We start from the raw sequence: 24,487 nt of genomic DNA on the forward strand, positions 1-24,487 counted from the left end.
GTTGGATTCGCGTGGTGCTCGCCGTTGAGAGTGACAGTTGCGGACCTCGTCACAGACTTTGTGACAGTGGGCGGCTAACGGCAGCCCGGAGACCGCGAAGGTGTCAGACGGGCACTGAGGAGGCGAACAACAAGGACAGCACCTCCATCAGTATAGGTGAATTGCCGGCCATGCGTTGAAGCGGCGCCAGGTACCGCACCTGTACGGGGCGGCATTTTCCCTGTCGCGACTGGGGCAATTCGCAGTCGAACCGGAAGTAGTGCCCTCTCTTGGTGGTTGCCGCGGCATCGCAGCGGCCGCCGGCAGCCCGCCTCATGCCTTTCACCTATCCCAGCTTGGGCAGCAGGTTGAACAGCAGCACCATCAGCAGGCCCACAAAGGACACGATGGACTGGACCACGGTAATGGTCTTGGTGGCCTCGCCCATGCTCATGCCGAAGGACTCCTTCACCATCCAGAAGCCCGCGTGGTTGGCGTAGTTGAAGAACAGCGAGCCGCAGCCAATGGCCAGCGCCAGCAGCGGCACGTTCAGTGAAGGATCGGAGGCCGCCAGCGGCGCCAGCAGGCCCGCCGCGCCCACGATGCCCACGGTGGCCGAGCCGGTGGACACCGACAGCAGCATGGCGATCATCCAGCCCAGCACCAGCGGAGGCAGGGCGAACTGCTGGGTCATGTGGACGATGGCATCGCCCACCTTGGCGCTGGTCAGGATCTGCTGGAAGGCGCCGCCGCCCGCAATGATGAGCATGATGCCGGCGATGGGCTTGAGGCTCTGGCCCAGCGCGTCTCGCAACTTCTCTGCATCGGCGCCGCGCAGATAGCCCAGGGTGATGGAGGCAAACACCACGCCCAGCAGCATGGCCACCAGCGGATTGCCCAGGAAGGCCGCCGCATGCAGCAGGCCCGAATCCTTGGGCAGCAGCACCTCGGCCAGCGCATGCACCAGCATCAGCAGCGCGGGCAGCAAGGCGCACAGCACGCCCATGCCGATGCTGGGCGCACTGCCCTCCCCGCCTTCCTTCTTGCCTGATGTGAACTGCTCCAGCAGGGCTGCATCGGGGCGCGTACTCATGCGCGGCGTGATGAAGGCGCCGTACAGCGGGCCACCCAGCACCATGGCGGGAATCACGGCCAGAAAGCCGTACAGCATGGTCGGGCCGACCGTGGTGTGCAGCGTGGCAATGGCGGTGAGCGGGCCCGGGTGCGGCGGCACCATGCCATGCATGGCGGCCAGCGCGGCGATCACGGGCACGCCCACATAGACATAGGCCGATCCCTTGAAGCGCTCATTGCTTTCCAGCTTGCGCGCCACGCTGAAGATCAGCGGCAGCATGACCACCAGCCCCACCTCGAAGAACATGGGAATGCCGATCACGAAGGCCACCAGGGTCATGGCCCAGGGAATCATGCGCTCGGACGTGCGCTGCAGGATGGCACTGGCCAGCCGCTCGGTGGTGCCGGAGTCCGCCAGGATCTTGCCCAGCATGGCGCCCAGGGCGATCACCACGCCCACCGCGCCCAACGTCTTGCCGGCCCCGTTGGTGAGGTTCTTGACGATCTCGCCCGGCGCCATGCCCGTGGCAAAGCCCACGCCGATGGAAACCACCAGCAGGGCCAGCAGGGGATGAAGACGGATGCGCGAGACGATCAGCGCGACCAGGACCAGCACGCTGGCCAGCGCGATGAGCAGCAGTTGGGTATCGAATGAAGACATAGGAAGCTTGGAGTTGTGATTCTTGGCGTTGGAGCCCGCCTGCGCGCTTGCGGCATGCCGCAAGCGGTAGGCAGTTTCCAATCGCTACAAATCGTATGCCTGGGCCTGTCGGCGGGTTGTAGGTTTCAGGCTTGTTCACAGAGTTCGCGCTGGCGCCGGTCCACAATCGTGCCTGCCGGGCAAGCCCGGTGCTGCCATCCCGGAACCCATGCGCATACACCATCCCCCCGTACCGGAGCTGCCCGGAATCTCCCTTCGCCAGATCGAACGCTCGGACATCGGTGCCTGGTACGCCTACCTGAGGCTGCCCGCCGTCACCGAGCACACCAGTTGGAACCTCGCCTCAGGCGACGATCTGCTGCCGCTGTTCGATGCGTTCGAGTCCCCGTCCGCCGACTCCCAGCGCCGCCTGGCCGTCGTCGATGCCCGCAGTGGCCGGATGGTGGGCAGCATCGGCTTCCACACCATCTCCGACGTGAACCGCACCGCCGAAATCGCCTACGACCTCGCCCCGGAGTACTGGGGACGCGGCATAGCCAAGGCCCTGTGCGCGACAGTGACACGATGGGCCTTTCAGGAATACGGCTTCATCCGCATCCAGGCTGCGGTGCTGGAGTCGAACCAGGCCTCGGCCAAGGTCGTGCAGGCCTGCGGGTACCGGCATGAGGGGCTGCTGCGTTCGTTCAGGCTGGTTCGCGGAATGCCCAGGGACTATGCGCTCTATGCGCGGCTTGCGGCAGACGAATGAGCGGGCGATAAGCCCAGGCATCCCCATGCACTCCTGCAACGATCCTCACGCGACCCGCACTCTGGACCTCATCCCCAACGATCCTGTCCAGCCCGAGTTCCAGCGCCTGGTGGACGATGCGCGCGCAGCCATCGCCAGCGACCTTGGCGAGGCGCTGGACAGCCTCTACCTGTATGGCAGCGTGGCGCGCGGCTGCGCAAGGGCGGGCTTCTCGGACTTGGACCTGACGATCGTGCTGGCCCGCCCCCTGTCCAGGCAGGAGAGCGCCCGGCTGGAGCAGCGGCGCCAGGACCTGCAACTACGTCACAAAGAAGTCGCGAAGATCGATTTCGACCTGGGCACTCGGCAAGAGGTGCTGGACCCGGCCCATCTCTACAGCTGGGGCTACTGGCTCAAGCATGAGTGCCGCTGCATCCACGGCGCGGACCTGGCGCAGCAGTTTGAGGCGTTCGAGCCGTCCAGGGCGATTGCACAGGCCGTCAATGGCGACTACGTGCAGGTGCTGAACGACTACCTGCAGCGCATTTCCGGAACCAGGGACGACATGGAGGCCCTGCGTCTGCAACGCGAAGCCGCACGCAAGCTGATCCGGGCCACCAATGTGCTGCGCCCCTGCTCAGGCGGCTTCTGGCCGCGCACGCTGGAGGAGTTCGCCGATTGCTTTGCGCAGCTCTATCCGGAAATGGCGCAGTCCATGGCTTTCTTTCTGGCGCAGTCAAGGACGCCCGAGGCACCCAGAGCTCGTTTCAACGCAGAGCTTTCGGCCTTCATCAGCTGGATTCGGCGCCAGCGAGCTGCATCTACGGCAGTCTAGGTACCGGGCAACGTCAGGGCCCAAGCCGCCAAGCGCCTGATACGCAACAAAACCTTCACTCCTCCGTCACCGCACCGTCACGCGCAGCGGGTGCAATGTAAACGTTTTCAAGAAATCGTTTACATCCATGAGCATCACCGAGGTTGCACGCCGCGCGGGGCTGTCCGTCGCCACTGTTTCGCGGGTTTTCAATTCGCCGGAGGTGGTCAATGCGCAAACGCGCAGCACGGTGCTGCGCGTGGCGCAGGAAGTAGGCTATGTGGCCAATGCCAGCGCCCGCACGCTGCGCACGCGCAGCAGCAAGGTGCTGGGCGTGGTGCTGCCCACGCTCACCAATCCGGTATTTGCCGAGTGCCTGCAGGGCATTGCCTCACAGGCGGCGCTGCGCGGCTATGCGATTTCGCCTTGCACCACCGAATACGACCACGCCGGTGAAGACGCGGCCACCACGCGGCTGCTGGCCAGCGGGGTGGATGCGCTGGTGCTGGTGGTCTCCAATCCTGGCGATTCGGCGGCGCTGGCGCGTGTGCGCCAGGCCGGCAAGCCCTATGTGCTGGCCTATCACCACACCCATGAGCATGCCTGCGTGGGCGTGGACAACACGGGCGCCGTCAGGGAGCTGGTGCTGCGCCTGGCTGCGGCAGGCCACAGCCGCATCGGCATGGTCACGGGCCAGTTGCGCGCGTCCGACCGCGCCCAGCAGCGCTGCCGTGGCTATGCGCTGGGCATGCAGGCCGCAGGCCTGTCGCCGCTGCCGGTCTGGGAGGTGCCCTTTGCCTCCACCGCCGTGCAGATGCTGAAGCAGCACCTGAGCGAGCAGGCTCCGCCCACGGCCATCGTCTGCAGCAACGATCTGCTGGCGATACGCACCATCCGCGCGGCATCGCTGGCCGGGTTCCGCGTGCCTGCGGACCTGAGCGTGGTCGGCTTTGACGGGATTGCCATGGCGGGCGATCTCACGCCTTCGCTGGCCTCGATTTCCCAACCCAACCACGAGATCGGCTCGGCCTGCGTGCGCCTGCTGTGCGATGCGCTGGCGGGCAAGAAAACCCTGGCCGCGCAAGACAGCCTGTGCCTGCCGCATGGCTGGCGCAGCGGCGAGTCCTGCAGGCTCTGAAACCAACAACAGCGGCCCGCGCAAGCCAAGGCCGCGCCCTTCCCTTCCCCACGCTCCCCAACCTCTTCGAGTACGCACCATGAAACTGACTGCCCTCCCCTTCAAGCTCTCCTTCAAGCCCTCCATCAAGCGCCTTGCCTTGCTGGCCGCCACCACCGCCGTCTGCGGCACGGCCCTGGCCCAGAGCGCCATCTGCTACAACTGCCCGCCCGAATGGGCCGACTGGGGCACGCAGATCAAGGCCATCAAGGCCGATACCGGCATCACCGTGCCGCCCGACAACAAGAACTCGGGCCAGTCGCTGGCCCAGCTGGTGGCCGAGAAGGCCAGCCCCGTGGCCGATGTGACCTACCTGGGCGTGACCTTCGCCATCCAGGCGCAGAAAGACGGCGTGGTTGCCGCCTACAAGCCCGCCAACTGGGACCAGATTCCCGCCGGCCTCAAGGACCCCAAGGGCGAGTGGGTGACCATCCACTCGGGCACGCTGGGCTTCATGGTCAACAAGGCGGCGCTGGGCGGCAAGCCCGTGCCGCAGTCCTGGGCAGACCTGCTCAAGCCCGAATACAAGGGCCTGGTCGGCTACCTGGACCCGGCCTCGGCCTTCGTGGGCTATGTGGGCGCCGTGGCGGTGAACCAGGCCATGGGCGGCACGCTGGACAACTTCCAGCCGGCCATCGACTACTTCAAGAAGCTGCAGAAGAACGAGCCCATCGTGCCCAAGCAGACCTCGTATGCACGCCTGCTGTCGGGCGAGATCGGCATCCTGCTGGACTACGACTTCAACGCCTACCGCGCCCGCTACAAGGACAAGGCCGACGTGGACTTCGTGATCCCCAAGGAAGGCACCGTGGTCATGCCCTATGTGATGAGCCTGGTGAACAAGGCGCCGCACACGGACAACGGCAAGAAGGTGCTGGACTATGTGCTGTCAGACAAGGGCCAGTCCATCTGGGCCAACGCCTACCTGCGCCCCGTGCGCGACGTGGCCCTGCCCAAGGAGGTGGCCGGCCATTTCCTGCCCGCCAGCGAGTACGCACGCGCCACCTCGGTGGACTACCAGAAGATGGCCGATGTGCAAAAGGGCTTCTCCACGCGCTACCTGCGTGAAGTGCGTTGAGCCAGGCGGACTGCATCGTGGGCATTCCCTCCCAAGCGCCAGGCGACTGGCGCGCCCGCGCGCTGCTGCTGGCCTGCAGCGCGCCGGCCGTGGCCTTCTTCGCCGCGTTCTGGCTGCTGCCGGCCGGCCTGCTGCTGGCGCTGCCGGCGCGTGAAGGCTGGCGCACCTACTTCGCCACGCTGACCGACGCGCTGTATCTGCAAAGCCTGCTGCAGACGCTGGCCCTGTCGCTGGCAGTGACCCTGGCCACGCTGCTGATCGGCGCGGTGATGGGCATTGCGCTGGCGCGCCACCGCTTCACGGGGCGCGGCCTGCTGCTGTCGCTGCTGACGCTACCGCTGTCGTTTCCGGGCGTGATCATCGGCTTTTTCATCATCCTGCTGGGCGGGCGCCAGGGCGCGCTGGCCGATCTGTCGGTGGCCCTGGGCGGCGAGCGGATCACCTTCGCCTACGGGCTGCTGGGCCTGTTCCTGGGCTACCTGTATTTCTCGCTGCCGCGCGCCATTGCCTCCTACACGGCAGCGGCCGAGGCGCTGGACCCGCACCTGGAAGAGGCCGCTCGCTCGCTGGGCGGCAATGGCTGGCGCGTGGCGCGCGATGTGTGGTGGCCGCAGCTGCTGCCCACCACGCTGGCCTGCGGCGCCATCGTGTTCGCCACGTCGGTCGGCGCCTTCGGCACGGCCTTCACGCTGTCGAGCAAGTTCGAGGTGCTGCCCATCACCATCTACAACGAGTTCACCAACTACGCCAACTTCGCCCTGGCCGCCAGCCTGTCGATCAGCCTGGGGCTGATCACCTGGCTGGTGCTGTGGCTGTCGCGGCGCTGGGCGGGCCCGGCCGCCACAGGAGTCTGAACATGCGGACCACACAAAAAAATAACCCCCACGCTGCCCTTGCAGCGCAAGGTCCGCTGCCCCCCGAAGGGGCCGCTTTTTGCCTTGGGGCGGCCCGGCGGCCAAAAATGCCGCCGCTGATGTGGCTGGTGACGGCCACCGTCACCGTGTTCATGCTGGCGCCCATGCTGCTGTCGGTGCTGGCCGGGCTGGTGCAGAACTACGGCCAGGGCCTGGCCAGTGGCTTGACCACCCGCTGGCTGGCCGAGGTCTGGGCCGGCTACGGCAATACCGTGCTGATGTCGCTGCTGCTGGCCTGCGCCTGCGTGGCCATGACCTTGGTGCTGGGCGTGCCCTGCGCCTATGCGCTGGCGCGCAGCCGCTCGCCCTGGGCCCGGCATTTCGAGGAGCTGCTGACGCTGCCCGTGGCGATTCCGGGCCTGGCCAGCGCCCTGGCCCTGCTGCTGGCCTATGGCAGCGTGGCCGCCTTCCGCCAGAGCTTTGCCTTCATCCTGGTGGGCCATGTGGTGTTCACCCTGCCCTTCATGGTGCGCATGGTGGGCTCGGCACTGCGCCGCCAGGAGCTGGTGGCGCTGGAGGAGGCTGCGCGCAGCCTGGGCGCCTCGTTCACGCAGCGCTTCCTGGGCGTGCTGGTGCCTGCCGTGCTGCCCGCCATCGTGGCCGCCTGCCTGATGGTGTTCACCCTGTCCATGGGCGAGTTCAACCTGACCTGGATGCTGCACACGCCGCTGACGCGCACCCTGCCCGTGGGCCTGGCCGACAGCTATGCGTCCATGCGCATTGAGGTGGGCTCGGCCTACACCCTCATCTTCCTCATCGTCATCCTGCCCGTGATGTGGCTGCTGCAGGCGCTGGGGCATTTCATCGAGAAGCATTATGGAAAGTAACAGCGTCGCCATCGACATCCGGCAATGCGCCAAGACCTATGCCGACGGCACCCGCGGCCTGCAGGCCACCGACCTGCGCGTGGAGCCCGGCGAGGTGCTGGCCCTGCTCGGCCCCTCGGGCTGCGGCAAGACCACGCTGCTGCGCATCATCGCGGGGCTGGAGACACCGGACGCGGGCAGCCGCATCGCCTTCGGCGACACCGACGTCACCCGCGTGCCCATAGAAAAGCGCCAGGTGGGCATGGTGTTCCAGCACTACGCGCTGTTCCCGCAGATGAGCGTGCAGGCCAACATAGCCTACGGCCTGCGCATACGCGGCGTGTCCGAGCAGGAGCAGCGCCGCGTGGTGGGCGAACTGGTGGACCTGGTGCGCCTGAACGGCCTGGAGCACAAGCGCCCGGCCGAACTGTCCGGCGGCCAGCGCCAGCGCGTGGCCCTGGCCCGCGCCGTGGCATCGCGCCCGCGCGTGCTGCTGCTGGACGAGCCGCTGACCGCGCTGGACGCCAAGCTCAAGGAAACCCTGCGCGACGAGCTGGCACAGCTGCTGCGCCAGCTGCGCATCACCGCCGTCCATGTCACGCACGACCAGCAGGAGGCCATGGCCATTGCCGACCGCATGGCCGTCATGCAGGCAGGCCGCATCCTGCAGGTGGGCGACGGTGAGAGCCTGTACCGCCGACCGGCCCATCCGTTTGTCGCCACCTTCCTGGGGCGCGTGAACCAGGTCGAACGCAGCGAAGACGATGCGCGCAGCAACCGGCTGGCGCTGGCCGGCATGGAGCTGGCCTGCCCGGCCGAATGCACGGGCGCAGCCCGGCTGCTGCTGCGCCCTGAAGACATCGAGGTCTGCGCCGCCGGCACGCCGGGCGGCGTGCCCGCATCGGTGGCGCGCCGCGTCTTCCTGGGCGACCGCCTGCAGCTCACGCTGGAACTGGCGGGCCACACGCCGCTGATGGCCGACGTGGCCCGCGACCACGCCGCGCAATCGGGCGACCGCGTGGCCTTGCGCATCGCCCCCCACCAATGGATGCCCAACCATGCCCACGCCTGAAAGCCATCGCACTTCCCGCACTTCCATGACCACCTTCCTGGCCCAGCTCACCGACCTGCACATCCGCGAACCCGGCCGCCTGACCTACCGCCGCATCGATACCGCCCAATACCTGGAGCGCACGGTGCAAAGCGTGCTGGCCCTGCCGCAGCAGCCGCACGCCGTCGTGATCACGGGCGACCTGACCGACTTCGGCCGGCCCGCCGAATACGCCCACCTGCGCAGCCTGCTGGCGCCGCTGGGCACGCTTCCCACCTACCTGCTGCCCGGCAACCACGATGACCGCGACGCGCTGCGCACCGCCTTTCCCGAGCACACCTGGCTGCGCAGCGACGGCTTCATACAGTACGCGGTGGACATCGGCGATCTGCGGCTGATCGCGCTGGACACCGTGGTGCCGGGCCACAGCGAGGGCGCGCTGTGCGAGGAACGCCTGCAATGGCTGGAGCTGCAGCTGGCCGCCAGCGAAGGCCGCCCCGTGGTGATCGCCATGCACCACCCGCCCTTCGAGACCCTGATAGGCCACATGGACAAGATCGGCCTGCTTCAAGGCGCCCAGGCGCTGGAAGACCTTGTGCGCCGCCACCCCAACGTGCAGCGCGTCATCTGCGGCCACCTGCACCGCAGCATCCAGGTCGCCTTCGGCGGCACGGTGGCCATGACCTCGCCCGCGCCCGCCCACCAGGTCTGCCTGGACCTGGCACCCGATGCCGCATCGGCCTGGACGCTGGAGCCGCCGGGCTTCATGCTGCACGCCCTGCCGCACGGCGGCCGACTGGTCAGCCATGCCGTGGCCAGCGGGCAATTCGACGGGCCACACCCGTTCTGGGATGCGGACGGGCGGTTGATCGACTGAGCCCGGGCCGGCGCGTCCTGGCCGCGTCAGCGGCCCGCGCCGACCCGCTGGCGCTGCCCCAGCCCCATCCATCCGATGGCTGCAGCCAGCAGGCTCAGGACCGCAAGGGCTGTGTGCTGCAGCGTCGGCACGGGGGTCACCTGGCCACCGCCGGGGGGAGCCGCCACCGTATTGATGGACGCGGAAGCCATGCACGGCACCGTTCCCACGACCTGCCCTGCTTGCATGCACTGCACCGACGGGTCCCCGGCATCCACGGTGGCCACATTGGTAATGGTTGCGGGCGCCGGGTTGGACACGCTGGCCATCACGGTGAAAACCAGCGAATCTCCTGCCGCGAACACGGGCACCGTGACTGCCAGCGATCCGGAGCCTGACGCCACGGGACATGGCGTGCTGGCGCCGGGCGTACAGGTCCAGGTGGCGCGCTCCAGGCCGGCAGGCAGGCTGTCGGCAATCTGCGCCTGGGTGGCGGGCACGGTCCCCGTATTCCTGACGGTGATGGTGTAGCGCACCTCCTGCCCCGCCTGCACCTGGCCTGCGGGCGAGATGCTGTGGGTCAACGACAGGGCAGGATGCACGGCCTCCCTGTGCCAGGACATGACGTTCTGGTTTTGCACGGGCGCCCCGGTCCACGCAACGGACACGCCGTTGCCGGGTATCTCGTAGGTCCCCAAGCAGGTGTCGCTTTCCCCCGAATAACTGACCTGCTGGGATGTTTCCGAGAACAAGGAAGCGCACATCGCGTTGTTCACGGCACCCACCTGTTCCGTGGCCATTTCAAACCGGCTCAGCATATCCACATCATTGGTAGATCCACCCGGGCCAATTTGATTGATGGAGCGGTGCGGATTGTTTCCCGTCAGCCAGCGTTGAAGGTGGATTCTGTTTCTCACGATATTGGACCCACTGTCCGTGGAAACCCTGAATATGAATGCGCGCACATCCGGATCGGAGCTGCTGTAGGTGTTCAATCCGTCCGAGAAACTATAGGAAGTCACCAGCGCCCTTATTTCGCTCTCGTCCAGATTGGGCTGCAAGGGTGCGGCCGTTTCAAACCAGCCGGCCAGACGGGCGGTCCTCGGAAAATCCTGGCATGAGCCGTGAGACCCCAGGGGACAAGCCGTGCGATCCTGGAAATCCGAGTAGGAGGTTCTCATCTCCCCGTAGTAACGGGTCACTTGCGCGCTGGCGAGGGGGCAGGCCGAGAGTGCTGCGCCGGCCATCAAGGCAGCCATGAGGGCGTGATTTTTCATAGAACTCCCAGTGATAGATAGATTTGCGCTATCAAGGTATCACTGGTATTGAACTTTAAAAATCACCAATCCCCTACAGCCACCATCCAATGACAAATATTTGCAATCCCGCCATTGGAATGGAACTCCAAGTTGTCGTCCTGCCTACTTTTCAACGGAGAGCGCCGATGAATGCGGAACTGCATAACAACCCATCTGCCGCCCAATATCTTTCTTTATTTGAATGCACAATACCCAATTTGAATCGAATATATTGTGACAAAAGTTTCAAATAGTAAATGACAGTGATGAATGGCGGTAGATCCGAACCTGGAACGCCGAGGACGGCTCCCTCACCGGTCCACAGGCAGCGCCAGCGTCTCCTTGACCTCTTCCATCACCACATAGCTGTGCGACTCGGCCGGCACGGGCAGTTTCTTGAGGATGTCGCCCAGCAGGCGGCGGTACTCGCGCATGCCGCCCAGGCGGGCCTTGACCAGGTAGTCGAAGCTGCCCGAGACCAGGAAGCACTCCAGCACGTCGGGCACGTGCAGCAGTTCCTGGCGCACCTTGTCGAAGACCTCGCCCGACTTGGACGAGAGCTTGATCTCCACGAACACCAGCAGCGTCTTGCCCAGCGCCTCGGGCGAGAGGTGGGCGTGGTAGCCCGTGATCACGCCATCGCGCTCCAGGCGGCGCACGCGCTCCGAGCAGGGCGTGGCCGAGAGGCTGACCTGCTCGGCCAGTTCGGTCATGGAGATGCGGCCGTCCCGCTGCAGGATGTCGAGGATCTTGCGGTCGGTGCGGTCGAGCACGCGGTTTTCACTTTTGGCGGCCATGGCGGCGATTCCCGGGGCTTATCAATCACTGGAGAGTAGCAATATTTCAGTGGTTTCCACTGCCTCATCGTCAATAGACTTTGATTTCATCTTGTTGACCTGGCGGTGAATCGTATGAAAGTCCTTGTTCTTGGCGGCGGTGTCATCGGCGTGACCAGTGCGTACTACCTGGCGCGGGCCGGCGCCGAGGTCACGGTGCTGGATCGGCAGGATGCGCCCGCGTCCGAAACCAGCTTTGCCAACGCGGGCCAGGTCTCGCCCGGCTACTCCACGCCCTGGGCGGCGCCCGGCATTCCGCTCAAGGCCCTGAAGTGGATACTGCAGGAACACGCGCCGCTGGCCGTGCGCCTGGACGGCAGCCTGTTCCAGCTGCGCTGGATGGCGCAGATGCTGCGCAACTGCTCTGCCCAGCGCTATGCCGTCAACAAGGAACGCATGATGCGCGTGGCCGAGTACAGCCGCAGCTGCCTGCAGCAGTTGCGCGCCGACACCGGCATCGCCTACGAGCAGCGCACCGGCGGCACCTTGCAACTGTTCCGCACCCAGGCCCAGCTGGACGCCGTGGAGCGCGACGTGGCCGTGCTGCGCGAATGCGCCGTGCCCTTCGAGCTGCTGGACCGCGACCAGCTGGCCCAGGTGGAGCCCGCCCTGGCCCAGGCGCGCGACCGGCTGACGGGCGGCCTGCGCCTGCCCAAGGACGAGACCGGCGACTGCCACCGCTTCACCAACGAGCTGGCCCGCATCGCCAGCGGGCTGGGCGTGGAGTTGCGCTTCAACCAGAACGTGGATGGCCTGGTGGTCGAAGGCGGCCGCATTGCCGGCGTGCGCGTGAATGGCGAGCTGCTGACCGCCGACCGCTACGTGATGGCCTTCGGCAGCTACTCGCGCCAGGCGCTGGAGCCGCTGGGGCTGGACCTGCCCGTCTACCCCGTCAAGGGCTATTCGCTCACCGTGCCGCTGGGCAACCCGGCGCTGGCGCCGCAGTCCACGGTGCTGGACGAGACCTACAAGATTGCCGTCACCCGCTTTGACGACCGCATCCGCGTGGGCGGCATGGCCGAGCTGGGCGGGTTCGACCTGCGCCTGGACCCGCGCCGCCGCGCCACGCTGGAACTGGTGGTCAACGACCTGTTCCCGGGCGGCGATGTGGCGCGCGCCAGCTTCTGGACCGGGCTGCGGCCCATGACGCCGGACGGCACGCCCATCATCGGCGCCACGCGCTATGCCAACCTGTTCCTGAACACCGGCCACGGCACTCTGGGCTGGACCATGGCCTGCGGCTCGGGCCGCCTGATCGCCGACCTGATCACCGGCCGCAGCCCGGAGATCAGCACCGACGGCCTGGCCCTGGACCGCTACACGCACCGGCCGGCCCGGCACCTGGGGGGCAGCTCCACGCCCGTCTCCGCCTGAGCGTCCTGAGCGCGGCCGGGCGCCGCCCCCACTCAATGCGCTGAGAACCCCAGCAGGTATTCGTAGCTGAGGCTGGTGGTGCGCGCATCGCCGGAGACAGGCAGCCGCACGATGGCCAGCAGCTGGTTGAGCCCGGCACGCGGCAGCACGGTCACCAAGCCGTCGGCATCGGTCTCCAGGGGCTCGCCCTTTTCTCCCAGCGACACCCGCACGCCGGCCCGGGGCTGGCCGTTGAGCAGCACCTGGAATTGCTGGGGCTCGCCCGCGTGGGGCGAGCGGCGGGTCCTGGCAATGATCTCCAGGGTCTGGCCCAGCTTCTCGCGGGTGACCGGGCCCCATTCGAGGATGGTCTTGTGGAACTTGAGCGCATGCACGCCGCTGGTGGCGCCGGGGTTCTCGGTCATGGGCTTTTCGACCATCGGCCCCTCGCCCACGCGGCTGAAGAAGCCGTTGTCGAAATGCGCGGCCAGCAGCGCGGCCTTGCGCGCCGGCGTGGCGCGGGCGCCGCCGGGCACGGGCTGCACGGCCACGTCGATGCGGCGGCCGCGCGCGTCATACGCCTCAACGCTCTTGAGCTTGCCGGCCGCAAAGTTCTCCAGCTGGCCCTCATGGCCGCCGAACTGCACGGTGTAGGCGCCGTCGGCGTCGGGCTCCAGCCAGACGTTGTGGGCCTGGGCCAGCGGCGCGCAGGCCAGCAGGACCACGAATGCGGCGGTTGCGACGGATGCGAAACAGGGGTTGGATTTCATTTTTTCCTCCTCAAAACTGTGTCTGCACGCCGACCTTGAGCGTGCGCGGCGCGCCGGGCGCGAACAGAGGCACGCCGCGGATGACCGAGGCCGACGTGGCATAGGCCTTATCCCCCAGGTTGGAGACCACGGCATAGATGCGGCTGCGCGCCGAAGGCAGGCGCCAGCTCAGGCCCAGGTCCCAGGTGGCGTAGCCGCCGTAGAAGACGCTGTTGTCGGCCGTGACGGCATAGCGGCCCACGCGGCGCCAGGTGAGCGTGCCCTCCCACTGCGCCAGCGGGCGCCAGGCCAGGCCCACGGTGGCGGTCTGCCGGGGCACGCCGGCCACCTGGTTGCCGACCAGGGCCGGGTTGCCGTTCTCGGTCACGCGCGAATGGGCGCTGCCCCAGGCCACTTGCAGGTCCAGGTTCTTGCGCACCGCCCACAGCGCGCTGGCCTCCACGCCCGTGCGGCGCGTGGCGCCGAAGTTCTCGTACACGCCAGGCGCCACGTTGCGGATCTCGCCCGAGGACTGCAGGCGGTAGGCGGCCACATCCAGCACCAGGCCCGGCATGGGCTTGATCTGCGCGCCCACTTCGGTCTGCCGGAAGATATTGGGATCGAGCTGCGCGGCGCCCAGCGCGTACTTGGCGAAATCGCTGGCCAGCGCAAATCCTTCGGACCAGCTGGCGCGCAGCAGCACACCCGGCGCCACCTGCGAGCGCAGGCCCAGCTTGGGGCTGGCATGCGAGGTGCGCGCCAGCGGGCCGCAGGGGTCGCTGCCCGTCTCGGGGCCATTGGGACGGCAGCCGCCCGTGAAGCGATCCCAGCGCAGGCCGGCGGACAGCTGCAGCAGGCGGTGGATGGGCGCATCCACCTCGGCAAAGGCCGAGAGGGTGTTGAGCTTGGAATTGCGGTCATCCAGGGCAGCGCCGGTGCGCTCGCGCCACTGCAGGCCATCGTAGAACTGGTAGTCGGTGGACTCGCGCACGGCCTCCAGCCCAGCCACCCAGTTGATCGGGGTCAGCGCCGTGACATGGCGGCCATTGAGGCTGGTGCCTGCGCCGTAGACGGCGCGGTCATAGCTTTCCTCGCGCTGGCGCCACTGCAGTGCGTCGATGGGCCGGCTGAACCAGCGCGTGAAGCTCTGCTGCGTGGTGTAGGCATGGCCCAGCCAGGTCAGCCGTGGCGAAAGCGCGTACTGCACATCGGCGCGCAGCGTGGCGAAGTTCTTGCGCGTGCCATCGTTCATGGCGCGCGGATCGATGCCATGCGGATCGCGTGCGAACTGCCCCGCCGTCAGGTACGAAGGCGAGTCGCCCTCGCCGTGGTGCAGCCGTGCCGACAGCGCCACCTCCAGCTGCGACGAGAGCCGCTTGCTCCAGCGCAGGGATGCCGTGCTGCGCTGCATTTGCGACTGCGCGCGGAAACCGTCCGTGCGGTAGTGCTGGGCCGCAAGGTTCAGGAACTCGCCCTCGCCCGGCTTCAGCCCCAGCGCCGCCTGGGCGTCCAGCGTGCCGTGCGAGGCCAGGCTCACGTCGGCCTCGCGGTAGGGGGTGTAGTCGCCCTGCTTGCGCGTCTCTATCGCCATCAGCCCTGCGCGGTTGAAGTTGCCGTACAGCGCCGACACCGGCCCCTTGTAGATGCTGATGCGCTCCATCTCCAGCGGCACGATCACGCCCAGGTCCACATAGCCGTCGGCATGCGACATGGCCTCGTTCAGTGGAATGCCGTCCAGCACCACGCCCACATCGCCGCCATGGCCGCCACCGCCGAAGCCGCGCATGACGATGGCGTCACCCACGCCGGACAGCTGGTAGTTCTGCACATTCATGCCCGGCACCTGGCGCAGCAGCTCCTGCGGATGGCTGACATGGGCGTTGGCGATGTCCTCTGCCTCGATCACGCTGGTGGTGTAGGCGGCCGAGGCGCCGCGCGCGGTCTGGCCCTTGACCTCGACGGGCTGCAGGCTGGGCGAGGCATCCGTCGCCTGCTGTGCACCAGCCTGGGGAATGGCGGCCAGGCCCAGCAGGCCGGCCGCCGCAATCTGGTGCAAGGCGCAGGGCCGAGAAGGAAATTTCAGAGGATGTGTCATGCGTTTCCAGGAGTTGTATGAAGAAAAAAGCAAACTTCATACCGACCTGCATGACAGGGGCTGCGCGCCCGGCCCCGGACTGCCTCAATCGTCGTGCGAATGCGGATGGTGGTGCGCGTGATCGTGCCCGCCAGGCTCTGCCCTGCGCACCATCACCACGTTGAGCTGGCCGTGGTGCACGCCGCGCTCGGCCGTGATGGTGTCGGCAAAGCGCCGCACGGCGCTGGCCGGGCCGCGCAGCATCACCGTCTCTATGCACTGCTCATGGTCCAGGTGCACATGGGTGGTGGCCATGTGCAGCTCATGGTGGTCATGCTGCAGGCTGGCCAGGCGCTCGGACAGGTCGCGCTCGTGGTGGTTGTAGACATAGGACAGGTTGGCCACGCACAGGCCGTCGGCGTCCTCGCGCTCGCGCACCTGGGCCAGGTGGGCGCGCAGCACGTCGCGGATGGCCTCGGAGCGGTTGTCGTAGCCGCGCGCGGCGATCCATGCGTCGAAATCACGGGCCAGGTCGTCGTCGATGGAGATGGTGAAGCGTTCCATGGGCAGCAGAAGTGGGGAAACAGGTGGCGGGAACAAAAAAGGTCGGCATCACGCAGGATGTGCCCGGCCATTGTCCGGCCATCCAGGCCGGTGCCCTGCATGCAACACCCGCGCCAATCACTGTCGGCGCAGGCTGGCAATAGCGACAAACCACCACGGTCATGCTTTGTTCACATTCGCGCAATATCCGGTTACCCTGATCGAGGTTGCGCAGTGCGCACCGTCGATCGCTGAAAGGGGCGCGGCATGCAGTATTCATTCGATCAGCTTCTGGACATGCTGCTGTCCCTGCTGGAGGCTGCGCCCGCCTGTTCCTCGCGCGAACAGTCCTTCGAGCAGCTGCGCACGCTGTGGCTTCAGACCCACAGCTATTTCGCGGCCCCCGAGACCGAGCTGCGCCGCATCGGTACACGCCGGCTGGAAGACTTTCACGGCTGGAAGGACCTGGACAAAGACCCCTGCTACCTGGACCACGATCCCGGCAACGGCAGCGCCCTGCGCATCTACCTGCACCGCGATGGTGGCATGGTGATACAGCGCCTGCAGGGCGATGGCCGGCAGATCCTGTTCTCGCGCCTGGGCGTGCAGTTGCAGCCTGCTAGCTGAGCCTGCGCCCGGCCTGCGGGGCCAGTTGCTCCGGGGAAGACACGGCCCGGCCCTTGCGCTCCAGCAGCCACAGAACGGCCAGCGCCGTGACCACCGCCAGCCCCGCCAGCAGCAGCAACAGATCGTGGAAGGCCGCGCCGTACACCTGCGCAAGCAAGCCGTCCTGCCCCGGCAGCGCCTGGGCGGCGCGCGCCAGATCGGCCTGGGCCAGTTGCCCGGCCATCTCGCGCCGCAGGTCCGCATCGGGCGACAGCCCGCCAAGCTTCCCCTCCACCAGCACCGCCAGCACGGCGCCCGCCACGGCCAGGGCCACGCCGTCCGCCGAGATGCGAACGGTGTTGAAGATGCCCGTGGCCATGCCCACGCGGTCTGGCGCCACGGTGCTCACGGCCAGCCCGTCCATCAGGCCCCAGGGCAGGCCAATGCCGGTGCCTATCAGCAGCAAGGGCAGCGCCAACGCCGGACCGGCGCCCTGCCCGAAGGCAGCCGCCAGCCACCACAGGCCCGCCGCGGCCAGCAGCAGACCGGCCGCCGACAGTCGGCCCGGGCTGATCCAGCGCGACAACAGGCCCACCAGCAGGGCCGCCAGCAGCGGCACCACCAGCAAGGGCGCCGCCAGCCAGCCCATCATGCGGCCCGCCGCCAGCGGGCTGAGGCCCTCCACGCCAATGAAGCGCCCGGGCAGCATGACCACCAGAGAGATGAACAGAAACGCCGGTGACGCCGCCAGCAGCTGCACGCCCAGAAAGCGCGGCTGCGAGAACAGCGACAGATCCAGCAACGGACGGGCCACGCGCCGCTGCACCGCCACGAAGACCACGAACAGCACGGCGGACAGCGCCAGCGGCCCCAGCACCTCGGCATGGAGCCAGCCGCGCTCGGGCACCATCAGCACGCCGTAGGTGAAGCCGCCCAGGGCCAGGGTGAACAGGGCGGCGCCCAGCCAGTCGGGCCGGTCGGCAGACACGGCTTCATCGCGCCGCGCGCTGGCCATCACCATGGGCAGGCCCAGCAGCGCCACCATCCCCGTCCCATGGAACACCCAGCGCCAGCCCAGGCTGTCCACCATCAGGCCCGACACCCAGGGGCCGAAGGCCAGGCCCAGGCCAAAGGTCGTGCCCAGCAGGCTGAAGGCCCGCATGCGCGCCGCGCCCTCGAACAGCGGCGCCAGCGAGGACATGGCCGCCGCAAAGGCCACCGCCCCGCCCAGCCCCTGCAGCAGGCGCAGCCCATCGGCCCAGCGCAGATCGGTTGCCAGGCCCACGCCAAAGCTCAGCAGGCCGAACCAGGCCAGCCCCAGCAGCCACAGGCGGCGCCGGCCATGGATGTCGGTCAGGCTGCCGGCCACCATCATGGCGCTGCCGTAGCTCAGGATGTAGGCATTCATGATCCAGCCCAGCTGGGAGGGCGTGCCGCCCAGCTCGGCATGGATGGAAGGCAGGGCCACGGCCGGGCCCGTGAAGCTCAGGGGAATCAGCAGCCCCGTCAGGCAGACGGCCAGCAGTTGCAGCCATTTGAGGGGGCTGCCGCGAGAGAGGGAAGACATGGTTTGTGCGCCAATTCAAGAAACGACCGCCAGCGTAGGCCCGTCTTCATCTGAGACAATCCATCTGCATTTCCGAACACTTGAGACACCTAAGTCTCAAATCATCTTCTTCACACGCCTCTTCACACAGCACATGGAAATAGACAGCCTGGGCAGCATCGGCCTCTTTGTGCGCGTGGCCGAGCGGCTGGGCTTCTCTGCCGTGGCGCGCGAACTGGGGCTGTCGCCCTCGGCCGTGGGCAAGGCCGTGGCGCGGCTGGAGGAGCGCCTGGGCGTGCGCCTGTTCAACCGCAGCACGCGCACGCTGGCACTCACGGCCGAGGGCGAACGCTTTCTGGAGCGCTGCCGGCGCATCCTCTGCGAGGTCGAGGCCGCGCAGCAGGAACTGCGCCATGCGGGCGAGCGACCCCAGGGCCGGCTCAAGGTCAGCCTGCCCCGCCACTGCGGTTTGTTCGAGCAGGCGCTCTCGGACTTCCTGCTGGAGTACCCCGAGGTCGAACTGGACCTGAATTTCTCGGACCATCTGGTCGATGTGATCGGCGACGGCTTTGACGTGGCCATACGCGCCGCGCCGTTGCAGGACTCGGGCCTCAAGCACCGGCGGCTGGGCGGCTTCCGGCGCGTGCTGGTGGGCTCGCCCGCTTATTTCCAGCGCCATGGCAGGCCGGTGCAACCTGCCGACCTGGTCCGCCACCAATGCCTGCACTACCGCTATCCGGCCACCGGCCGGCTGGAGCGCTGGCCCTTGGGAAACGACGACGACACCGCCCCGCCCGCGCTGCCCTCCAGCGTGGTCTGCAACAGCGTGGAGATGCGCATCTTCCTGGCGCTGCGCGGCCAGGGCATTGCCTGCCTGCCGGACTTCACCGTGGCCCGCCAGCTGGAGCAGGGCCTGCTGCAGACCGTGCTCGACCCGTTCACCGCCAACGCCCAGGGCACGGTCTGGATGGTCTGGCCCCCGGGCCGCGACCTCTCGCCCAAGGTCAGGGCCTTTCTCGAATTCATGGCGCACAGGCTGTTTGCCTGAACCGGGTCAGCGCATCCGCTCAGCCCCTCAGTTGCGAGACGGCCCAGGCCGCGATGAACAGGCCCAGGCCGAACACCGTGTGCGCCATCAGGCTGCGCAGCCGCGCCACGGCGGGCTTGGGTGTCTTGCGGGCAAACAGCCCCGCCCCCATGCACGGCTGCAGCGCCAGGAAGGGTGCGGCCACGGTGAACACGCCCCAGGCCAGGGCCGGCCACAGCGTGGGCGCCCGGGCCCAGCCCTCACCCGCCAGGGCCAGCAGGGCTGCCGCAAAGGCCACGCCGATCGCATAGTGCGCCACCCAGCCCAGGGCCTTCTCACCCGCCACCGGCGCGGACCGGCCGATGCCGGCATGCACCAGCCGGCCGCGCGGGAGATGGCCCAGCCAGCGGCCCACCATGGCGTAGTCCAGCGAAGGCACGCCCCACAGACGCTGCAGCAGCAGCGCCCACACATCCATCACCAAGGTCGCGCCTGCGCCCGTCAGCACGGCGCGCAGCAGGAATTCCGGCACATCCAGCATGTCTCTTCACTCTCTTGCAGGTTTGCAGCGGCCTCCTTGGATGCCATCGCATGCACAATGAACAATACATTCAATTAATTGATTGAATGTTTGCGCGATGCTAGGCTATCCCCCATGAATCCGTCAAGCAGCCCTGTACCGATCGAGGCCTTCCCCGACCTGGCCGACCTGGCGCGCACCCTGGGCCATGCCCACCGCCTCGCCTTGCTGAGCCATGCGGCCGAAGGCGAGCAGCCCGTGGAGCGCCTGGCCGAGCTGTGCGGGCTGTCCGTGGCCAACACCTCCCAGCACCTGCAGCACCTCAAGCGCGCGGGCATGGTGCTCACACGGCGCGAGGGCAAGCATGTGCTGTACCGGCTGGGCGACGGGCCCATCACCGGCATCATCGATGCGCTGCACGACTATCTGCGATTCCGCCACGCCGAGATCCGCGCCGTGGTCTCCGACAGCCTGCGCCAGCGTGACCGTCTGGAAGCCGTTGCGCTAGACGAGCTGCTGCAGCGCATGCAGATGGACGACACCATCGTGCTGGACGTGCGTCCGCCAGCGGAATTCGCCCAGGGCCACCTGCCCGGGGCCGTCAACATTCCCCTGGAAGCGCTGGAAGGCGAGCTGGGCGCGCTGCCGCCCGACAAGGACATCGTGGCCTATTGCGGGGGTCAGTACTGCGTGCTCTCGGCCAATGCCGTCACGGCGCTGCGCGCCAGCGGCCGGGAGGCGCGGCGCTTCGAGGCAGGCTTCACCGGCTGGCAGCAGGCCGGCCTGCGCGTGGAGGCCGGCGCCTAGCGCAGCAGCCGCGCCAGCCCCTGCTCGAACCGGCCATGCAAGGCCTGCGCGCCCTCGCCCGACAGGGCCAACGCCAGCGCATGGCCATGCGTGTAGTCGATCAGCAGGTCCAGCAGCACGGCGGCAGCGCCCTCGCTGGGCTCGCACTGCTGCACCTCGCCGCGCAGCCGCTGCGTGAAGGCGGCCAGCGAATCGGTGAACAGGGCCGGGTCGCCCAGAATGCACACCGTCAGCGCCGGATGGCGGCGCACGCGCTCCATGTAGCCCACCAGCAGCGCCTGCACACGCTGCACGGGTGCAAGCCCAGGCGAAGGTTCGGCCAGCGGCTGGCCATGCACGCGCTCCACCAGGCTGCGCATCAATTCCTGCTGGTCACCCACATGGTGGATCACCGACATGGGCGTGATGCCCAGCTGCCGCGCCAGCGGCCGCAGGCCAAAGCCCTGCGCGCCCACGGCCTCCAGCAAGACCAGCCCGGCGTCCAGCACCTGATCGCGGCTGAGCGAGCGCCCGGCAGAGGGGCGCCCGCGCCGTGCAGCCTGTGCAGTCGATACAGCCGGTACAGCCGGCTCACGCATCGCCGCCACCGTTGCGCACCATGACCCGGCCGCCCGCCTCCACCCGGTAGCGCGTGCTCACCATGCCACTGGGATAGGCCTGGGAAGCCAGGCACGTCAACCGAAGATCGCAGCCGATATTACCAAACAGCGGCCGCCCCGCGCCGATCAGCACGGGCACGCGGGTGATGGTCATCTCGCCCACCTCACCCGCCGCCAGAAACGCGCGGATCACGGCGCCGCCGTCGATATAGGCGCTGCCCCAGCCCTCGGCCCGCAGCTCGGCCACCAGTTGGGCAGGCTGGGCGGACGTGATGCGCAACTTGCCGCGCAGGTGCACAGGCACATCGCCCGCACCCAGCGTGCGGCTCATCACCACCACGGGTTTTTCAAAGGGCCAGCCGTCGAAGCCCAGCACGCTTTCATAGGTGGAGCGGCCCATGACGATGCCATCCACCGTCTTCATGAAGGCCGCGTAGCCGTAGTCCTCGCCGCCATCGCCCCCGGCCGGCAGCCAGTCCAGCGAACCATCGGGCCGGGCAATGAAGCCATCGACCGAAGTGGCGATGAAGACCTTGCCGAATGCATTGCTGAGGGCTTTTGCGGGTGCCATGGCGATCTCTCCATCCAATTAAACATACACCGTATGATAAATAATCCGCAGCCCCTTGCCAACCGTTCCCATGCTCAGGCGCCGCGCGAAGCAGACCACTGCACCGCCAGCACGCTGGCCAGCACCACCAGCAGGCCCAGGAAGGACATGCCCGTCATGGACTGCGACAGCAGCGCCCAGCCCAGGACCACGGCGGTGAGCGGGCTCAGCAGGCCCAGCGAAGACACGGCCACGGAAGGCAGGCGCCCGATGCCGCGAAACCACAGCACATAGGCCAGCAGCGCGCCGGCAAGGCACAGGTAGGCATAGGCGCCCAGCTGGGTGGGCGACAGCGCGGGCAGCGGCGCATCCACCCACCAGGCCAGCGGCAGCAGCATCAGCCCGCCAAACAGCAGTTGCCAGCCCGTCAGCGCCAGTACCGGCAAGTCCACGCGCCAGCGCCGCGTGAGCCAGGTGCCGGCCGCCATGCACACCGCACCCGCCAATGCCGCCGCCATGCCCACAGGCTCGAACACCGTCTGCGGCGACAGCAGCAGCACTGCCATGCCCGCAATGCCCGCCACGGCGGCCCACAGCGTCAGCCGCGCGGGGACCCGCCCGTCCACCCCCCAGGCCAGCGCCATTACCAGCAGGGGCTGCACGGCACCCAGCACGGCCGCCAGCCCGCCCGGCAGCCGGTAGGCCGCCACAAACAACAGCGCCTGGAACACGCCGATGTTCAGCGCGCCCAGCACCAGCAGCCGCCACCAGCCCGAGCCCACGGGCAGCCGCCGCGTGAACAGCACCAGCAGCAACCCGGCCGGCAGCACGCGGATCAGCGCAGCCGTGAACGGACGATCTGGCGGCAGCAGTTCGGAAGTGACGATGTAGGTGGAGCCCCAGATGGCGGGCGCCAGCGCGGTCAGCAGGATGTCGCGCCAGGACATGGCGGGGCTGGCCGAGCGTGAGGAAGAAGAGGATGGCGAGGAGGACATGGCATTTATCTTCAATTCAAGACAAATCCATTATGCACGACTTATCTTAAAATCAAGACAAATGCCGAAACCCACCCTCCCCCGCCTGCCCGACCGGGTAGACACCATCCTCGAACAATGGGCGCGCGAACGCCCCGACCTGGACGCCAGCCCCATGGGCCCCATAGGCCGCATCAAGCGCTGCGCCGCCCTGCTGGAGCAGCGGCTGGAAGAATGCTTTGCGCGCTTCGGCATGACCATGTGGGAATTCGACGTGCTGGCCACGCTGCGCCGCTCGGGCGCGCCCTTCTGCCTCACGCCCACGGCCCTGTTTTCCACGCTCATGGTCACCTCGGGCACCATGACCCATCGCATGAAAAGCCTGGAGACGCGCGGCCTGGTGCAGCGCCTGCCCAACCCGCAGGATGCGCGCAGCATGCTGGTGCAGCTCACCGACCAGGGGCTGGAGCTGATAGACCGCGCTGTGGAAGCGCACCTGGACAACGAGCGCGCCATGCTGGCGCCCATGCCCGTTGCCGAACTGGCCGCGCTGGACCAGCGGCTGTCCCTGCTGCTGCGCGTGCTGGAGGGCGGGCCTGACGAGGGCGCCCGCCCTGCCCCCTGAACTGGCGTATATCCAGGTCGTTGGAACTGGCGACGGTCGTGGTGCTCACGCCCTTCGTCATGACAAGGGAACGCTTTTGGCAAAAGAGGTGCTTCCCTTGAAGCACGTCGCAGGCACCCAGCCGCTTCTCGATACGCCATGGCAGGAATTGCTTGCCCGCATGTCTCAAGACCTGCGCAACAGCCCGCATCCTGGACTCGGCTGGGCAATGCCAGAAAATCCTGATCACGCAAGCCAGATCCACAGAAGACCATTGGCTTTCCCACAATCTGCTGCAAAAACCTTGGTGTCGAATTTTTGTAGCCAGATGTAATGATTTCACCAGAGATTTCCACTAAGATGTCCATTCCAACGGTGAAATGGCGATAACAGATTCTCAAACGACTTTGATACTCCCTCAACGCACCACACCATCTTGATAATGGTTTACTAATCTCCCGCCTTGGATACAAAAGGCTGCCACAGGCTGAATGCGCGCGATTTTCAATCGTCCAATGTTCAGGCTTTTTCCGGCTGATCCTTTACCGCACAATTTTCACACGAATGGCATGACGTCAGTTTACTCAGGCGGTAAACAGGCGGTTTAGCGAGTTATTCAATCTTTCAAACGGCACTGTGCAAAGCAGTCTCGCCGAGGCTTCGGCGTGGAATAGCCCTATGGCATCGGCACATAAAAAATGGGAGACATACCATGGATAGATCGGAAATAGTTTTAGCAAATAGCGAATGCCATCTCGATGCTGCGCATCCAACAGCAGATGAAGTCATCGCGTCTGCGCTCACTGCGCGCGAAATCGATGTACTCGAAGCGATGGCCAAAGGCCTCGGCTGCAGGGACATTGCGCACAAGCTGGGCATCAGCGAACACACGGTACGCAAGCACCGCAGCAATATGTGCACGCGGCTGGGCCTGCGCAATGCCGTAGAACTCGTCACGCACGCCAGGCGGCACGGCTGGTTGAGCGCTGCCCGCTCACCGCTCCCTCTGTCGCCCCGCGAGCAGGAGGTGATGGTGCACGTGCTGGCGGGCCAGACCAGCAAGGAGATCGCACGTTCGCTTTACCTCAGCGACTTGACCGTGCGCAAGCATCGCGAAAACATTCTGCGCAAACTGGGCCTGACAAGCACCGCCCAGTTGCAGACATTTGCGCCAACGGCAACTCGCAATGGCGGCAGCATCTGATATCCAGGCCAGCGTGCATCGCCTGTCCGTGCTCACCGAATACGACATTGGAAGTATTCC

At 67.1% G+C, this 24,487-nt stretch carries 26 protein-coding genes; 15 read left to right on the forward strand and 11 right to left on the reverse strand.

Annotated features, from left to right (window positions below; translation table 11 throughout):
* Window positions 1-325 precede the first annotated feature (325 nt).
* Complete coding sequence (locus IB269_RS18245; RefSeq protein WP_016453662.1) at window positions 326-1,714, reverse strand: GntP family permease; 1,389 nt, start codon at window positions 1,712-1,714, stop codon at window positions 326-328.
* A 208-nt stretch (window positions 1,715-1,922) separates the two neighbouring features.
* On the opposite strand from IB269_RS18245, the gene IB269_RS18250 reads away from it, so the two are divergent.
* The 8 genes from IB269_RS18250 to IB269_RS18285 all read left to right on the forward strand — a co-directional run bounded on the left by IB269_RS18250 (window position 1,923) and on the right by IB269_RS18285 (window position 9,158).
* Window positions 1,923-2,462 carry a GNAT family N-acetyltransferase gene (locus IB269_RS18250; RefSeq protein ID WP_141833400.1) on the forward strand — a complete coding sequence of 180 codons (540 nt, stop codon included), beginning with the start codon at window positions 1,923-1,925 and terminating at the stop codon, window positions 2,460-2,462.
* Window positions 2,463-2,487: 25 nt separating this feature from the next.
* Complete coding sequence (locus tag IB269_RS18255) at window positions 2,488-3,276, forward strand: nucleotidyltransferase domain-containing protein (protein WP_192367895.1); 789 nt, start codon at window positions 2,488-2,490, stop codon at window positions 3,274-3,276.
* A gap of 127 nt (window positions 3,277-3,403) precedes the next feature.
* Window positions 3,404-4,393 (forward strand): LacI family DNA-binding transcriptional regulator, encoded by a 990-nt coding sequence (locus IB269_RS18260; RefSeq protein ID WP_192367896.1) that lies wholly within the window; start codon window positions 3,404-3,406, stop codon window positions 4,391-4,393.
* 79 nt (window positions 4,394-4,472) lie between these two features.
* Window positions 4,473-5,510 carry an ABC transporter substrate-binding protein gene (locus IB269_RS18265; protein ID WP_043822681.1) on the forward strand — a complete coding sequence of 346 codons (1,038 nt, stop codon included), beginning with the start codon at window positions 4,473-4,475 and terminating at the stop codon, window positions 5,508-5,510.
* Window positions 5,507-6,364, forward strand: a complete 858-nt coding sequence (locus tag IB269_RS18270; protein ID WP_096915995.1) for an ABC transporter permease — start codon at window positions 5,507-5,509, stop codon at window positions 6,362-6,364. Before IB269_RS18265 ends, IB269_RS18270 begins: the two co-directional genes overlap by 4 nt.
* A 119-nt stretch (window positions 6,365-6,483) precedes the next feature.
* The gene (locus tag IB269_RS18275) at window positions 6,484-7,251 is read left to right on the forward strand and encodes an ABC transporter permease (protein ID WP_043783412.1); all 768 of its coding nucleotides are present in this window, start codon (window positions 6,484-6,486) and stop codon (window positions 7,249-7,251) included.
* Window positions 7,241-8,302 carry an ABC transporter ATP-binding protein gene (locus IB269_RS18280; protein WP_192367897.1) on the forward strand — a complete coding sequence of 354 codons (1,062 nt, stop codon included), beginning with the start codon at window positions 7,241-7,243 and terminating at the stop codon, window positions 8,300-8,302. The genes IB269_RS18275 and IB269_RS18280 overlap by 11 nt, the downstream gene beginning before the upstream one ends.
* The gene (locus tag IB269_RS18285; RefSeq protein WP_192367898.1) at window positions 8,289-9,158 is read left to right on the forward strand and encodes a phosphodiesterase; all 870 of its coding nucleotides are present in this window, start codon (window positions 8,289-8,291) and stop codon (window positions 9,156-9,158) included. Before IB269_RS18280 ends, IB269_RS18285 begins: the two co-directional genes overlap by 14 nt.
* A 26-nt stretch (window positions 9,159-9,184) precedes the next feature.
* Here the strand turns inward: IB269_RS18285 and IB269_RS18290 are convergent, their stop codons facing one another.
* On the reverse strand, window positions 9,185-10,414 hold the full coding sequence (locus IB269_RS18290) for a DUF11 domain-containing protein (RefSeq protein ID WP_192367899.1): 1,230 nt from the start codon (window positions 10,412-10,414) through the stop codon (window positions 9,185-9,187).
* Window positions 10,415-10,746: 332 nt separating this feature from the next.
* Window positions 10,747-11,232: a winged helix-turn-helix transcriptional regulator gene (locus IB269_RS18295; RefSeq protein ID WP_012204957.1), complete on the reverse strand. Its 486-nt coding sequence runs from the start codon at window positions 11,230-11,232 to the stop codon at window positions 10,747-10,749.
* 114 nt (window positions 11,233-11,346) lie between these two features.
* Between IB269_RS18295 and IB269_RS18300 the strand changes: the two genes are divergently transcribed.
* Window positions 11,347-12,645, forward strand: a complete 1,299-nt coding sequence (locus tag IB269_RS18300) for a D-amino acid dehydrogenase (RefSeq protein WP_192367900.1) — start codon at window positions 11,347-11,349, stop codon at window positions 12,643-12,645.
* 32 nt (window positions 12,646-12,677) lie between these two features.
* Here the strand turns inward: IB269_RS18300 and IB269_RS18305 are convergent, their stop codons facing one another.
* The 3 genes from IB269_RS18305 to nikR form a co-directional block, all read right to left on the reverse strand.
* Window positions 12,678-13,394: a DUF4198 domain-containing protein gene (locus IB269_RS18305; RefSeq protein WP_192367901.1), complete on the reverse strand. Its 717-nt coding sequence runs from the start codon at window positions 13,392-13,394 to the stop codon at window positions 12,678-12,680.
* A gap of 10 nt (window positions 13,395-13,404) precedes the next feature.
* Window positions 13,405-15,429 carry a TonB-dependent receptor gene (locus IB269_RS18310; protein WP_225614184.1) on the reverse strand — a complete coding sequence of 675 codons (2,025 nt, stop codon included), beginning with the start codon at window positions 15,427-15,429 and terminating at the stop codon, window positions 13,405-13,407.
* Between the two features lie 123 nt (window positions 15,430-15,552).
* On the reverse strand, window positions 15,553-16,011 hold the full coding sequence (nikR, locus tag IB269_RS18315; RefSeq protein ID WP_034392370.1) for a nickel-responsive transcriptional regulator NikR: 459 nt from the start codon (window positions 16,009-16,011) through the stop codon (window positions 15,553-15,555).
* A gap of 246 nt (window positions 16,012-16,257) precedes the next feature.
* Between nikR and IB269_RS18320 the strand changes: the two genes are divergently transcribed.
* Window positions 16,258-16,617, forward strand: a complete 360-nt coding sequence (locus tag IB269_RS18320; protein WP_013802908.1) for a hypothetical protein — start codon at window positions 16,258-16,260, stop codon at window positions 16,615-16,617.
* Here IB269_RS18320 and IB269_RS18325 read toward each other — a convergent pair.
* Window positions 16,610-18,163, reverse strand: a complete 1,554-nt coding sequence (locus IB269_RS18325; protein ID WP_192367903.1) for an MFS transporter — start codon at window positions 18,161-18,163, stop codon at window positions 16,610-16,612. The genes IB269_RS18320 and IB269_RS18325 overlap by 8 nt on opposite strands.
* Before the next feature lie 139 nt (window positions 18,164-18,302).
* Here IB269_RS18325 and IB269_RS18330 point away from each other — a divergent pair, with 139 nt between their 5' ends.
* Window positions 18,303-19,190, forward strand: coding sequence for a LysR family transcriptional regulator (locus IB269_RS18330; protein WP_063327939.1), 888 nt, complete (start codon window positions 18,303-18,305; stop codon window positions 19,188-19,190).
* Between the two features lie 19 nt (window positions 19,191-19,209).
* Here IB269_RS18330 and IB269_RS18335 read toward each other — a convergent pair whose 3' ends face one another.
* The gene (locus tag IB269_RS18335; RefSeq protein ID WP_013802911.1) at window positions 19,210-19,710 is read right to left on the reverse strand and encodes a DUF2938 domain-containing protein; all 501 of its coding nucleotides are present in this window, start codon (window positions 19,708-19,710) and stop codon (window positions 19,210-19,212) included.
* 114 nt (window positions 19,711-19,824) lie between these two features.
* Between IB269_RS18335 and IB269_RS18340 the strand changes: the two genes are divergently transcribed.
* Window positions 19,825-20,496, forward strand: coding sequence for an ArsR/SmtB family transcription factor (locus IB269_RS18340; protein WP_192367904.1), 672 nt, complete (start codon window positions 19,825-19,827; stop codon window positions 20,494-20,496).
* Here the strand turns inward: IB269_RS18340 and IB269_RS18345 are convergent.
* The 3 genes from IB269_RS18345 to IB269_RS18355 form a co-directional block, all read right to left on the reverse strand.
* The gene (locus IB269_RS18345; protein ID WP_192367905.1) at window positions 20,493-21,074 is read right to left on the reverse strand and encodes a TetR/AcrR family transcriptional regulator; all 582 of its coding nucleotides are present in this window, start codon (window positions 21,072-21,074) and stop codon (window positions 20,493-20,495) included. The two genes, IB269_RS18340 and IB269_RS18345, sit on opposite strands and share 4 nt — an antisense overlap.
* Complete coding sequence (locus IB269_RS18350; RefSeq protein ID WP_192367906.1) at window positions 21,067-21,666, reverse strand: dihydrofolate reductase family protein; 600 nt, start codon at window positions 21,664-21,666, stop codon at window positions 21,067-21,069. Before IB269_RS18350 ends, IB269_RS18345 begins: the two co-directional genes overlap by 8 nt.
* Before the next feature lie 74 nt (window positions 21,667-21,740).
* The gene (locus IB269_RS18355; protein ID WP_043796810.1) at window positions 21,741-22,592 is read right to left on the reverse strand and encodes an EamA family transporter; all 852 of its coding nucleotides are present in this window, start codon (window positions 22,590-22,592) and stop codon (window positions 21,741-21,743) included.
* A gap of 109 nt (window positions 22,593-22,701) precedes the next feature.
* On the opposite strand from IB269_RS18355, the gene IB269_RS18360 reads away from it, so the two are divergent.
* The 3 genes from IB269_RS18360 to IB269_RS18370 all read left to right on the forward strand — a co-directional run bounded on the left by IB269_RS18360 (window position 22,702) and on the right by IB269_RS18370 (window position 24,427).
* Window positions 22,702-23,244, forward strand: coding sequence for a MarR family winged helix-turn-helix transcriptional regulator (locus IB269_RS18360; protein ID WP_013802916.1), 543 nt, complete (start codon window positions 22,702-22,704; stop codon window positions 23,242-23,244).
* 97 nt (window positions 23,245-23,341) lie between these two features.
* A complete protein-coding gene (locus tag IB269_RS18365) occupies window positions 23,342-23,557 on the forward strand; it encodes a hypothetical protein (RefSeq protein WP_192367907.1) in 216 nt (71 codons plus the stop codon).
* Between the two features lie 378 nt (window positions 23,558-23,935).
* Window positions 23,936-24,427 carry a response regulator transcription factor gene (locus IB269_RS18370; protein WP_192367908.1) on the forward strand — a complete coding sequence of 164 codons (492 nt, stop codon included), beginning with the start codon at window positions 23,936-23,938 and terminating at the stop codon, window positions 24,425-24,427.
* Window positions 24,428-24,487 lie beyond the last annotated feature (60 nt).

The sequence above is a fragment of the Delftia sp. DLF01 genome (assembly GCF_014852125.1).
Classification (GTDB): domain Bacteria; phylum Pseudomonadota; class Gammaproteobacteria; order Burkholderiales; family Burkholderiaceae_C; genus Comamonas; species Comamonas acidovorans.

Bases quoted from the DNA above. Each gene is read 5' to 3' on its own strand.
- IB269_RS18255 (WP_192367895.1), top strand. From the start codon at position 2,488: ATGCACTCCTGCAACGATCCTCACGCGACCCGCACTCTGGACCTCATC.
- IB269_RS18360 (WP_013802916.1), top strand. From the start codon at position 22,702: ATGCCGAAACCCACCCTCCCCCGCCTGCCCGACCGGGTAGACACCATC.
- IB269_RS18300 (WP_192367900.1), top strand. From the start codon at position 11,347: ATGAAAGTCCTTGTTCTTGGCGGCGGTGTCATCGGCGTGACCAGTGCG.
- IB269_RS18250 (WP_141833400.1), top strand. From the start codon at position 1,923: ATGCGCATACACCATCCCCCCGTACCGGAGCTGCCCGGAATCTCCCTT.
- nikR (WP_034392370.1), bottom strand. From the start codon at position 16,011: ATGGAACGCTTCACCATCTCCATCGACGACGACCTGGCCCGTGATTTC.
- IB269_RS18275 (WP_043783412.1), top strand. From the start codon at position 6,484: ATGTGGCTGGTGACGGCCACCGTCACCGTGTTCATGCTGGCGCCCATG.
- IB269_RS18290 (WP_192367899.1), bottom strand. From the start codon at position 10,414: ATGAAAAATCACGCCCTCATGGCTGCCTTGATGGCCGGCGCAGCACTC.
- IB269_RS18345 (WP_192367905.1), bottom strand. From the start codon at position 21,074: ATGCGTGAGCCGGCTGTACCGGCTGTATCGACTGCACAGGCTGCACGG.
- IB269_RS18320 (WP_013802908.1), top strand. From the start codon at position 16,258: ATGCAGTATTCATTCGATCAGCTTCTGGACATGCTGCTGTCCCTGCTG.
- IB269_RS18335 (WP_013802911.1), bottom strand. From the start codon at position 19,710: ATGCTGGATGTGCCGGAATTCCTGCTGCGCGCCGTGCTGACGGGCGCA.
- IB269_RS18280 (WP_192367897.1), top strand. From the start codon at position 7,241: ATGGAAAGTAACAGCGTCGCCATCGACATCCGGCAATGCGCCAAGACC.
- IB269_RS18340 (WP_192367904.1), top strand. From the start codon at position 19,825: ATGAATCCGTCAAGCAGCCCTGTACCGATCGAGGCCTTCCCCGACCTG.
- IB269_RS18350 (WP_192367906.1), bottom strand. From the start codon at position 21,666: ATGGCACCCGCAAAAGCCCTCAGCAATGCATTCGGCAAGGTCTTCATC.
- IB269_RS18355 (WP_043796810.1), bottom strand. From the start codon at position 22,592: ATGTCCTGGCGCGACATCCTGCTGACCGCGCTGGCGCCCGCCATCTGG.
- IB269_RS18370 (WP_192367908.1), top strand. From the start codon at position 23,936: ATGGATAGATCGGAAATAGTTTTAGCAAATAGCGAATGCCATCTCGAT.
- IB269_RS18265 (WP_043822681.1), top strand. From the start codon at position 4,473: ATGAAACTGACTGCCCTCCCCTTCAAGCTCTCCTTCAAGCCCTCCATC.
- IB269_RS18305 (WP_192367901.1), bottom strand. From the start codon at position 13,394: ATGAAATCCAACCCCTGTTTCGCATCCGTCGCAACCGCCGCATTCGTG.
- IB269_RS18295 (WP_012204957.1), bottom strand. From the start codon at position 11,232: ATGGCCGCCAAAAGTGAAAACCGCGTGCTCGACCGCACCGACCGCAAG.
- IB269_RS18260 (WP_192367896.1), top strand. From the start codon at position 3,404: ATGAGCATCACCGAGGTTGCACGCCGCGCGGGGCTGTCCGTCGCCACT.
- IB269_RS18285 (WP_192367898.1), top strand. From the start codon at position 8,289: ATGCCCACGCCTGAAAGCCATCGCACTTCCCGCACTTCCATGACCACC.
- IB269_RS18325 (WP_192367903.1), bottom strand. From the start codon at position 18,163: ATGTCTTCCCTCTCTCGCGGCAGCCCCCTCAAATGGCTGCAACTGCTG.
- IB269_RS18245 (WP_016453662.1), bottom strand. From the start codon at position 1,714: ATGTCTTCATTCGATACCCAACTGCTGCTCATCGCGCTGGCCAGCGTG.